The organism is Mycobacterium hubeiense (assembly GCF_002838065.1).
Taxonomy (GTDB): domain Bacteria; phylum Actinomycetota; class Actinomycetes; order Mycobacteriales; family Mycobacteriaceae; genus Mycobacterium; species Mycobacterium hubeiense.
Window position 1 is genome coordinate 1 of sequence record NZ_PIZU01000076.1, and the last position, 9637, is coordinate 9637.

A 9637-nucleotide genomic window follows, 5' to 3' on the forward strand; every position below is an offset into this window, starting at 1 on the left:
GCAACAGCCCGTCAGCGCGACTCAGCGCGCCGAAATCACTTCGCCGGCGGCTGGAATGGCTCGCTCTTGCGGGTCATCCCCGCGGCGCGCCCCTTGCCCGCAATCACCAACGCCATCTTGCGGCTGGCCTCGTCGATCATCTCGTCGCCGAGCATCACCGCGCCGCGAGCCCCGCCGGCGCGCGACGTATGCCACTCGTAGGCCTCGAGAATCAGTTCGGCGTGGTCGTAATCCTCTTGGCGCGGGCTGTAGATCTCGTTGCCCGCGGCAATCTGGTCCGGATGCAGCACCCACTTGCCGTCGTAGCCCAGCGCCGCCGATCGGCCCGCCACCCGGCGGAACGCGTCGACGTCGCGCACCTTGAGGTACGGACCGTCGATCGCGGCGATGCCGTGCGTGCGCGCCGCGATGAGTATGCGCATCATCGCGTGGTGGTAGGCGTCACCGACGTCGTAGCCCTCCGGTTGCTCCCCCACCACCAGCGTGCGCATGTTCAGGCTCGCCATCAGATCGGCGGGGCCCAGCACCAGCGCCTGCACCCGCGGGCCGCCCGCGATCGCGTCGACGTTCGTCAGGCCCTCCGCGTTCTCGATCTGCGCCTCGATGCCGATCCGGCCGACCGGCAGCTCGTGGGTGGTCTCGAGTTGGCTCAGCAATAGGTCGAGCGCGTGGATGTGGGAGACGTCAGTCACCTTGGGCAGCACCACAATGTCGAGCGACGCGCCGGCGGTGGACACCACTTCGATGACGTCGGCATAGGTCCACGGGGTGGTCCAGTCGTTGACCCGCACACCGCGCAGCTGGCCGGCCCAGCCGTCCTCGGCCAACGCGACCGCCACTTGGGTGCGCGCCTGGGCCTTGGCGTCCGGTGCGACGGCGTCCTCGAGGTCCAAGAACACCTCGTCGGCAGGCAGGCCTTTGGCCTTCTCGATCATCTTGGCGCTGCTGCCCGGAACCGAAAGACAGGTTCGACGGGGTCGATACGCGTTCTGCACAGTCACAGTCTCTACTCTTTGAGTCATGGTGGCGGTCAACAGGGTCTACGCGGCCCGCCTCGCCGGGATGGTGGTCTTGGGCCCCGACGGCGAGTCGATCGGCCGTGTCCGCGATGTGGTGATCAGCATCAGCATCGTCCGCCAACAGCCGCGGGTGCTGGGGCTGGTCGTCGAATTGCTCACCCGCCGAAGAATTTTCGTGCCCATCCTGCGCGTGACGGCGATCGAACCCGGTGCGGTCACACTGGCCACCGGCAGTGTGTCGCTGCGCCGCTTCGCCCAGCGGCCCGGTGAGGTGCTGGTGCTGGGGCAGGTGATCGAAACGCGCGTGCGCGTCGATGACCCCGACCTGCCGGAGCTGGCCGGAATCGACGTCGTGGTGGTCGATCTGGCCATCGAGCCGACCCGCACCCGCGATTGGATGGTCACCAAGGTGGCCGTGCGTCCGCAGCGTCGCCTCGGCCGTCGCGGCAACGTGCACGTCGTGGACTGGCAGCACGTCCAGGGCCTCACCCCGTCGGGCCTGGCGATGCCGGACCAGGGAGTGGCCCAGCTGCTCGAGCAGTTCGCCGGTCAACGCCCGATCGAGGTGGCCGACGCGATCCGCGAGCTGCCGCCCAAGCGGCGCTACGAGGTGGTCAACGCGCTCGACGACGAACGGCTCGCCGACGTGCTGCAGGAGCTGCCCGAAGACGAGCAGGCCGCCCTGCTGCGGCAGCTGAAGACCGAACGCGCCGCCGACGTGCTCGAGGCGATGGATCCCGACGACGCCGCCGACCTGCTGGGCACGATGGCCCCGGCCGACGCCGAACAGTTTCTGCGCCGGATGGATCCCGAGGACTCCGAGGACGTGCGACGGCTGCTGTCGCACTCCCCCGACACGGCCGGCGGCCTGATGACCTCCGAGCCCGTCGTGCTGGCGCCGGACACCACCGTCGCCGAGGCGCTGGCGCGGGTCCGTGACCCCGACCTGACGCCGGCGCTGGCATCACTGGTGTTCGTGGTGCGCCCGCCCACGGCCACCCCGACCGGGCACTACCTGGGTTGTGTGCACCTGCAGCGGCTGCTGCGTGAGCCACCCGCGGCGCTGGTCAGCGGCATCGTCGACACCGACCTGCCGACGCTGAAACCGGAAGACTCGCTCGGTGCGGTCACTCGCTATTTCGCCGCCTACAACCTGGTGTGCGGACCGGTCGTCGACGAGCAGAGCCACCTGCTGGGGGCGGTGTCGGTCGACGACCTGCTCGACCATCTGCTGCCCGAGGATTGGCGGGAAAGGCTCGACGTGCCCGAACTCTCGGGCGCTGAGGGGGCGACATGAGCGAGTTGTCGACCCGTGGGCGCCTGGACACCCCGCGGACCTCGCGCCGGTTCAACGTCAACGTCGATCCGGAGGCGGTGGGCCGCTTCAGCGAATCGATCGCGCGTTTTTTGGGGACCGGGCGCTATCTCGCGGTGCAGACGATCATCGTCATCATCTGGATCGCGATCAATCTGTTCGCGGTCAATCTGCGGTGGGACCCGTATCCGTTCATCCTGCTCAATCTGGCGTTCTCCACGCAGGCCGCCTACGCGGCCCCGCTGATTTTGCTGGCACAGAATCGTCAGGAAAATCGCGACCGGGTCGCGCTGGACGAGGATCGTCGCCGCGCCGCGCAAACCAAGGCCGACACCGAATACCTGGCCCGCGAGCTGGCGGCGCTGCGGTTGGCCATCGGTGAGGTCGCCACCCGTGATTACCTGCGCCGGGAGTTGGAGGAGCTGCGCGAGATCTTGGAAGAACTGCAGCCGCACAAGGATGCCGTCGGCAAGGATTCGGCGGGCAAGGCCGACGCAGCGGAGCGGCGGTCGAAACGGCTGGGTTGAACCATTGCTGCAACGGCGGAATCGATAGTAGGTATGGTGACTTGGTTCACATTCGGTTTTGGCCGGTCACCACGGACCCAAGGACGGTTGAGTGCACACAGGGGGAGGAGCCGCCCTCGAGGCAGTGCGGCGCCGCGCAGGGCGAGTTGTAGGGACGCCCGCCTTTGGCGTAGCAGTCATCGCACCGCTAATCCTCGCCGGCGCAGTCGGCGCATCGGCACCATCACCACACGAGCAGACGAGTGACACCGGCGTCACGCCGCTGGCCGCCGTTGCGCCCACCCCGCGCGACCGCAGCGGCCCCACCGTCGTGGCGGTCAAAAAGAACCCGACGCCGTTTCACATCGCGGCTACCACAGTGTCGGCTCCCCCGCCTGCCGTGGTGGTGAATTCCCCTGGCGCACTGGGTATTCCGGCGATGGCGCTGAAGGCGTACCGCAACGCCGAGGCGATGATGGCGGCGGCCTACCCGGGCTGCGGGGTCAGCTGGAACCTGCTGGCCGGCATCGGTCGCATCGAATCCATGCACGCCAACGGCGGCGCCACCGACCGGGGCGGCACCGCGGTGCGCCCGATCTACGGGCCGACGCTGGACGGCTCGCTGCCCGGCAACGAGGTCATCGTGCAGAGCCGCACCGCCGACCGCGTCACCTACGCCCGCGCGATGGGCCCGATGCAGTTCCTGCCCGGCACCTGGGCCCGGTTCGCCTCCGACGGCGACGGCGACGGCAAGGCCAACGTGCAGAACCTGTTCGACGCCACCCTGGCCGCGGCGCGCTACCTGTGCAGCGGCGGGCTCAACCTGCGCGACCAGTCGCAGGTAATGGCGGCGATCCTGCGGTACAACAACTCGGTGGCTTACGCCCACAACGTGCTGGGCTGGGCGGCGGCCTATGCGACCGGTGTGGTGCCGGTGAACCTGCCGCCCATCACCGGATCGGTGCCCGCGCTCGGCGATGCACAGCTCGACTCGCATCTGGACGACCCGGAGGGCCTCGGCCCGGGTTTGCCGGTGAATGCGCTTGGTCTACCGGCCAACGACCCGCTGGCCCTTGTTCCGCTGATGGGACGCGCCGACGCCAGCCAGATCCCGACCACCAACGTGCCCGGCTTCGCGCCCGGGCAGGTGCTCGGACCGCTGCCGGGACCCGCACCGCAGGCGCCGGCGACGCCGCAGGCCCCTGCCCCGCCGCCGTGGACCCCACCGTGGCTGCAACCCCAGCAGCCCAAGTGCGTGGTGTTCTGCCTGACGGAGAACACGCCGTCGGCACCCCCACCGTTCGGCGCCCCGCCTGCGCCCGGCCCTGCGCCTGGGCCTCTTGCTCCTGCGCCTGGCGCACCCGCGCCGCTGCCGGGACCGCCGCCGGGTCCCGGGGCGCCCGCCCCCGCACCTGCCGCGCCGCTCGGTCCTGCGCCGGGCCCCGCACCCGGCCCGCCGGCCTGACGACCGCATTGGGTGGGGCCGTCTCGTCGGCCTACACTCGCGGGTGATGTCCCCAACTCCCGATGACCTCGAAACCGCGGTCCGCGCTGCGCTGGCCAAGGTGATCGACCCCGAACTTCGCCGGCCGATCACCGAGCTCGGCATGGTCAAGAACGTCAGCGTCGAACCGGACGGCGCCGTGCACGTCGAGGTGTACCTCACCACCGCGGCCTGCCCCAGGAAGACCGAGATCTCCGATCGGGTGCAGCGGGCCGTCATCGACGTCCCCGGGACCGGCGTCGTCACCGTCAGCCTCGACGTGATGAGCGATGAGCAGCGCACCGAGCTGCGCAAGCAACTGCGCGGCGACTCCCGCGAACCGGTCATCCCCTTCGCCCAGCCCGGCTCCCTGACCTGGGTGTACGCCGTCGCCTCCGGAAAGGGCGGCGTCGGAAAGTCCAGCGTCACAGTGAATATCGCGGCGGCGATGGCGGCGCGCGGCCTGTCCGTCGGTGTGCTCGATGCCGACATCTACGGCCATTCGGTGCCGCGCATGATGGGCACCACCGACCGGCCCACGCAGGTGGAGTCGATGATCCTCCCGCCGGTCGCGCACGACGTCCGGGTCATCTCGATCGCGATGTTCACCCAGGGCAACACCCCGGTGGTGTGGCGCGGGCCAATGCTGCACCGCGCGCTGCAGCAGTTCCTGGCCGACGTGTACTGGGGCGATCTCGACGTGCTGCTGCTCGACCTGCCGCCGGGCACCGGCGACGTCGCGATCTCGGTGGCCCAGCTGATTCCGGGCGCCGAGATATTGGTGGTGACGACGCCCCAGCTGGCCGCGGCCGAGGTCGCGGAGCGGGCCGGGGCGATCGCGCTGCAGACCCGCCAACGCATCGTCGGTGTGGTGGAGAACATGTCCGGCCTGCGGATGCCCGATGGGTCGACCATGCAGATCTTCGGCGAGGGCGGCGGCCGCCAGGTCGCCGAGCGGCTGTCACGCGCGGTCGGCGCCGACGTGCCGTTGCTGGGTCAGGTGCCGCTGGACCCGGCGTTGGTCTCCGCGGGCGATTCGGGCGTGCCGCTGGTGCTGTCCGCGCCCGATTCCGCGGCGGGCAAGGAGCTGCGCAGCATCGCCGACGCGTTGTCGTCGCGCAAACGTGGCCTGGCCGGTATGTCGCTGGGCCTCGACCCCGCAGGACGCTAAGCCTTTCGCCTCGCCGCGAGATTGCGTCCTGGCAGGCCTCTACTCGAACTTGTGCTGCCGGAATGCAATTTCGCGGGTCTTTACGTCGCGTCGCTGTCAAACGGCGTGACGGCCGGCGGTGCAGGCGCGGGAGCGGGTGTCGGCAACGGCTGGCTGACCGGCTTTTCATCGAACTTGCCGGTCAATATCGAGTCGTCGCCGTCGAGTAGGTGCTTGGTGAGCGCCGCCCGCGGCGTCATCCCGCGCAGCTTTTGCAGCTCCGACAGCGGCTGACGCAGGTCTTCGAATTCCGGCCCCAGGTCTTCGCGCAACTGGCTGGTGGCCCCGCTGATGTAGTCGCGGGCTTGGCGCAGCGCGCTCGACGTCCAGCGAATGGCGCCGGGCAACCGTTCCGGCCCGAGGATCACCAACCCGGCCATCACCAGGATCAGCATTTCGCCCCAGCCGATATTGGCGAACATCTAGACGGTGTTGTCGGGGCCAGGGTTGACCGTGAGCGTGACGCGCCGGCCGTCGCGCACCACCTCGATGGGCGCATCCTGGCCGATCTTGAGCTGGCGCACCGCCACCACGAATTCGTCGGCGTCGGCGACCGTGCGGTCACCGACCTTGACCACCACGTCGTTCTCGAGGATGCCGGCCTTGTCTGCGGGGCTGCCGGGCTTCACGTTGGCCACCTGGGCGCCCGACGCGATCGCATTGCTCACCGTCCGCGCGGTCAGCCCCAGCGTCGGGTGGGCGATCTTGCCGTCGCGGATCAACGTCTCCACGACGGTCTTGACCTCGTTGACCGGAATCGCAAAGCCCAGGCCGCTGGCGCTCTCCGACAGCGATTTACCAGCCGTGTTGATGCCGATGACCTCGGAGTTCATGTTGATCAGCGGGCCGCCGGAGTTGCCGTGGTTGATGGCGGCGTCGGTCTGCACGCCGTCGATGACGGTGTCGGTGTCCGAACCGTCGCCCGACAGCGGCACCGGGCGATGCAGCGCGCTGATGATGCCCTGGGTGACCGTGCTGCGCAGGCCCAGTGGCGCGCCCGCCGCGATCACCTCGTCGCCGACCTTGAGCTTCTCGGAGTCGCCGAAGCGGGCCACCGTGAGGTTGTCGACGTTGTCGACCTTCAACACCGCCAGGTCGGTCTTGGGGTCGCGGCCCACGAGGTTCGCGGGCACTTCCTTGCCGTCGTTGAACACCACCGTCAGCTTGTACTGGCTCGGGTTGGTGGCGGCCTCGGAGATGACGTGATTGTTGGTGACGATGTGCCCGCGGTCGTCGACGACCACCCCGGAGCCCTGCGAGCCTTCGGTGTCGCTCTTCGCTTCCACCGTCACAACCGAATCAGCAACTGCGGCAGCAACTTTGGCGAACCGGCCCATCGGCTGTTCGGGATTGTCGCCGGTCTCCAGCGTCACTTTAGAGGTGGTAAACGCCTCGACCACCTCGGCAGTCTGGTGGCCCACCCAGCCGCCGCCGAAGCCGATCACCAGCGCGATGATGCCGAGCACCGCCAGTGCGACGTAGGAGACCCGGCCGCCGAAGAGCACCTCGCGAACGCCCAGCTTGCCCATCCCTGCCGTCGACACCGCGGGAGCGGGCTTGGGCAGTGCGGGGGCGCCGACAGCCGCCGGCGCGCTCGGATCACGCCACGGGTCCGGCAAGTCCTCGGCGGCGTCGCGGTCCTTTTCGGCCTCCAACGCTCCGGCGTCGGCGGGATGGCGCTGCAGCGACTCCACGCCGGGATGCGGTCGGCCGAACGCCTCGGCCAGCACGGGATCGGGCGCCTTGTCCGTCGGTGTGTACTCGTCCTGCTTGCGGTAGCGGTCCAGGCCGACGAAAGATCCGTCGACGCCGTTGGGCCGGCGGAACACACGCTCGGCGGCGGGATCGACCGGAGGACGCGAGACAGGGCGCGGCGCCAAGCGGAGGCTACCGCTGGACTGGTCCTGATTAGTCACGCGTGAATCACTCTCTATCGGAGCGCCCGACGGTGAAGACCTGATCGGCGCGCGTCACTCGATTTTGCATCTACCCTACCGGCGCTTACGCCAATAACGAGTTGCGCCATCAGCTAACGGCTGCTGCTCCGGATCGTCGGGCGACTCTTGAGGAGTCTCATGAGGTATCTGTGACAACATCCCCAATAGCGAATTCGGTACGACGATCGGGCAGGAGTCCCGCAAAGCCGCACGCGCCTGACTCTGGGCGTCAACCTCGGCCGCGCACTGCGGACACAACGACAAGTGGTGCGCAGCGCGAAGGTGCGCTGTCATCCGCAGCTCGCCGTCGACAAATGCCGCGATGGCCTCGGTGGACAGATGTTCGGTGGAGCCGAACTGGCGCGGCGCCCCGACCGGCGCATCGCTTTGCGAAGCAAACTGGGACGGCAGCCAGGAGAATGCGCGACGGAACACGTGTCCCGGGTCAGCCATCACCCAGCTCCTCTCGGCCTTACTCACGTTGATCAACGGTGCTGACTCGAATGTAGCGCGCGAGATCTCGGCCGACACCCGCGAATGGTCAGGCCGACACGACTGCGTCGTCGGAATGCTTGGCCAGATAGTCCCGCAACGCTTGCCGGCCGCGGTGAATCCGGCTTCGCACCGTGCCCAGTTTCACGTCGAGCGTGGCGCCGATCTCCTCGTAGGACAGGCCCTCGATGTCGCACAACACGACGGCGGCGCGGAACTCCGGCGGCAACGAATCGAGCGCCGCCTGCAAATCGGGGCCCAACCGCGCGTCGTGATAGATCTGCTCCGGGTTCGGATCCTCGGCCGGCACCCGGTCGTAGTCCTCCGGCAGCGCCTCCATCCGGATGCGACCGCGACGGCGCACCATGTCGAGGAACAAGTTGGTGGTGATGCGGTGCAGCCAGCCCTCGAACGTGCCGGGCTGATAGTTCTGCACCGAGCGGAAGACGCGGATGAACGTCTCCTGCGTCAGATCTTCGGCGTCGTGCTGATTACCGGACAACCGGTAGGCCAGTCGGTACACCCGGTCGGCGTGCTGACGCACCAATTCGTCCCATGACGGCATGGCGGCCTTGTCGCCGGTGGCATCGAAAACCGCGGTACCCGTCAGCTCGTCGGACGGTTCCACCCACTCCGCATCGGTGTACTGCTCGAGGTGAGCCATCGAAACAGGGGACGAAACGGGGGACAGAGAAGGGGCAGGTGTGGTGGTCGTCAGATCCTCCTGGTCACAGACTTCATCGCGGGCAACACGACCTGGGGCGTTCTTATTCCCCGAGCGCCAGCTTCCGCCGTGTTCCATGCGGGATACCTTCTCCGACCGCGGTGTGGCTGGCATATGAGCAAACTGAACCTTCCCTGAGAAACCGGCTACCCCCTGCACCACCAGCGCAAACCCGCGAACTGTGCGCCGATTCTTCGGCGGCCGCACGGGCGTGTCGCAACACCGGCCGATACCGCTGGCTTACGCTGCGGGCATGGCCAGCATCGACGACCCGGCGGGTCAACCGGGACCCAGCCGCGAGGAGTCGATCGTCACGCACGCCGAGCAGTCCATTTCCGAAGACGCCATTGTTGCGGCTGCGCGGGAGCGGGCGGTCGACATCGGCGCGGGCGCCGTCACCCCGGCGGTGGGCGCGCTGCTGTGTGTGCTGGCCAAACTGGTCGGCGCCAAGGCCGTCGTCGAGGTCGGTACCGGTGCGGGCGTCAGCGGGCTGTGGTTGTTGTCGGGTATGCGCGACGACGGGGTGCTGACGACCATCGACGTCGAGCCTGAGCATCAGCGCATCGCCAAGCAGGCGTTCGCCGAGGCCGGCGTCGGCCCCGGGCGGACCCGGCTGATCAGCGGGCGCGCCCAGGAAGTGCTCACCCGATTGGCCGACGAGTCCTATGACCTGGTCTTCATCGACGGCGATCCGATCGATCAGCCGTCGTTCGTCGTCGAGGGTGTGCGGCTGCTGCGGCCCGGCGGCGCGATCGTGGTGCACCGCGCGGCGCTGGGCGGACGCGCCGGTGATGCCTCTGCGCACGATGCCGAGGTGGCCGCGGTGCGCGAGGCGGCGCGGCTGATCGCCGAGGACGAGCGGCTGACGCCGGTGCTCATCCCGCTTGGCGACGGCCTGCTCGCCGCCGCCCGCGACTGACCCTCCCCTTCAGCGATTTCGGCGCGCGCAGT

10 protein-coding genes are annotated in these 9637 nt (G+C 68.8%); 5 read left to right on the forward strand and 5 right to left on the reverse strand.

All coding sequences use genetic code 11. The annotated features are described in order from the left end of the window. Positions 1-35: 35 nt before the first annotated feature. Entirely contained in the window at positions 36-995 is a 960-nt protein-coding gene (locus CWS39_RS27535) for an HpcH/HpaI aldolase/citrate lyase family protein (RefSeq protein WP_102146018.1), read from the reverse strand. Between the two features lie 25 nt (positions 996-1020). Between CWS39_RS27535 and CWS39_RS27540 the strand changes: the two genes are divergently transcribed. The 4 genes from CWS39_RS27540 to CWS39_RS27555 all read left to right on the forward strand — a co-directional run bounded on the left by CWS39_RS27540 (position 1021) and on the right by CWS39_RS27555 (position 5494). Then, positions 1021-2316, forward strand: a complete 1296-nt coding sequence (locus CWS39_RS27540) for a magnesium transporter MgtE N-terminal domain-containing protein (RefSeq protein ID WP_102146012.1) — start codon at positions 1021-1023, stop codon at positions 2314-2316. Then, positions 2313-2861 (forward strand): DUF1003 domain-containing protein, encoded by a 549-nt coding sequence (locus CWS39_RS27545; RefSeq protein ID WP_102146013.1) that lies wholly within the window; start codon positions 2313-2315, stop codon positions 2859-2861. The genes CWS39_RS27540 and CWS39_RS27545 overlap by 4 nt, the downstream gene beginning before the upstream one ends. A gap of 91 nt (positions 2862-2952) precedes the next feature. After that, positions 2953-4305, forward strand: a complete 1353-nt coding sequence (locus tag CWS39_RS27550; protein WP_102146014.1) for a lytic murein transglycosylase — start codon at positions 2953-2955, stop codon at positions 4303-4305. 46 nt (positions 4306-4351) lie between these two features. Further along, positions 4352-5494, forward strand: a complete 1143-nt coding sequence (locus CWS39_RS27555; protein WP_102146019.1) for an Mrp/NBP35 family ATP-binding protein — start codon at positions 4352-4354, stop codon at positions 5492-5494. 80 nt (positions 5495-5574) lie between these two features. Here CWS39_RS27555 and tatB read toward each other — a convergent pair whose 3' ends face one another. The 4 genes from tatB to sigE all read right to left on the reverse strand — a co-directional run bounded on the left by tatB (position 5575) and on the right by sigE (position 8764). Next, the gene (gene tatB / locus CWS39_RS27560; protein ID WP_102146015.1) at positions 5575-5955 is read right to left on the reverse strand and encodes a Sec-independent protein translocase protein TatB; all 381 of its coding nucleotides are present in this window, start codon (positions 5953-5955) and stop codon (positions 5575-5577) included. Then, on the reverse strand, positions 5956-7449 hold the full coding sequence (htrA, locus tag CWS39_RS27565; RefSeq protein WP_102146016.1) for a serine protease HtrA: 1494 nt from the start codon (positions 7447-7449) through the stop codon (positions 5956-5958). A gap of 75 nt (positions 7450-7524) precedes the next feature. Beyond that, entirely contained in the window at positions 7525-7923 is a 399-nt protein-coding gene (gene rseA / locus CWS39_RS27570; protein ID WP_102146020.1) for an anti-sigma E factor RseA, read from the reverse strand. An 88-nt stretch (positions 7924-8011) separates the two neighbouring features. Next, positions 8012-8764: an RNA polymerase sigma factor SigE gene (sigE, locus tag CWS39_RS27575; RefSeq protein ID WP_102146017.1), complete on the reverse strand. Its 753-nt coding sequence runs from the start codon at positions 8762-8764 to the stop codon at positions 8012-8014. Between the two features lie 175 nt (positions 8765-8939). Here sigE and CWS39_RS27580 point away from each other — a divergent pair, with 175 nt between their 5' ends. Next, positions 8940-9605 (forward strand): O-methyltransferase, encoded by a 666-nt coding sequence (locus CWS39_RS27580; RefSeq protein WP_102146021.1) that lies wholly within the window; start codon positions 8940-8942, stop codon positions 9603-9605. Positions 9606-9637: the final 32 nt, after the last annotated feature.

Bases quoted from the DNA above. Each gene is read 5' to 3' on its own strand.
- CWS39_RS27540 (WP_102146012.1), top strand. From the start codon at position 1,021: ATGGTGGCGGTCAACAGGGTCTACGCGGCCCGCCTCGCCGGGATGGTG.
- CWS39_RS27545 (WP_102146013.1), top strand. From the start codon at position 2,313: ATGAGCGAGTTGTCGACCCGTGGGCGCCTGGACACCCCGCGGACCTCG.
- CWS39_RS27555 (WP_102146019.1), top strand. From the start codon at position 4,352: ATGTCCCCAACTCCCGATGACCTCGAAACCGCGGTCCGCGCTGCGCTG.
- tatB (WP_102146015.1), bottom strand. From the start codon at position 5,955: ATGTTCGCCAATATCGGCTGGGGCGAAATGCTGATCCTGGTGATGGCC.
- rseA (WP_102146020.1), bottom strand. From the start codon at position 7,923: ATGGCTGACCCGGGACACGTGTTCCGTCGCGCATTCTCCTGGCTGCCG.
- sigE (WP_102146017.1), bottom strand. From the start codon at position 8,764: ATGGAACACGGCGGAAGCTGGCGCTCGGGGAATAAGAACGCCCCAGGT.
- CWS39_RS27580 (WP_102146021.1), top strand. From the start codon at position 8,940: ATGGCCAGCATCGACGACCCGGCGGGTCAACCGGGACCCAGCCGCGAG.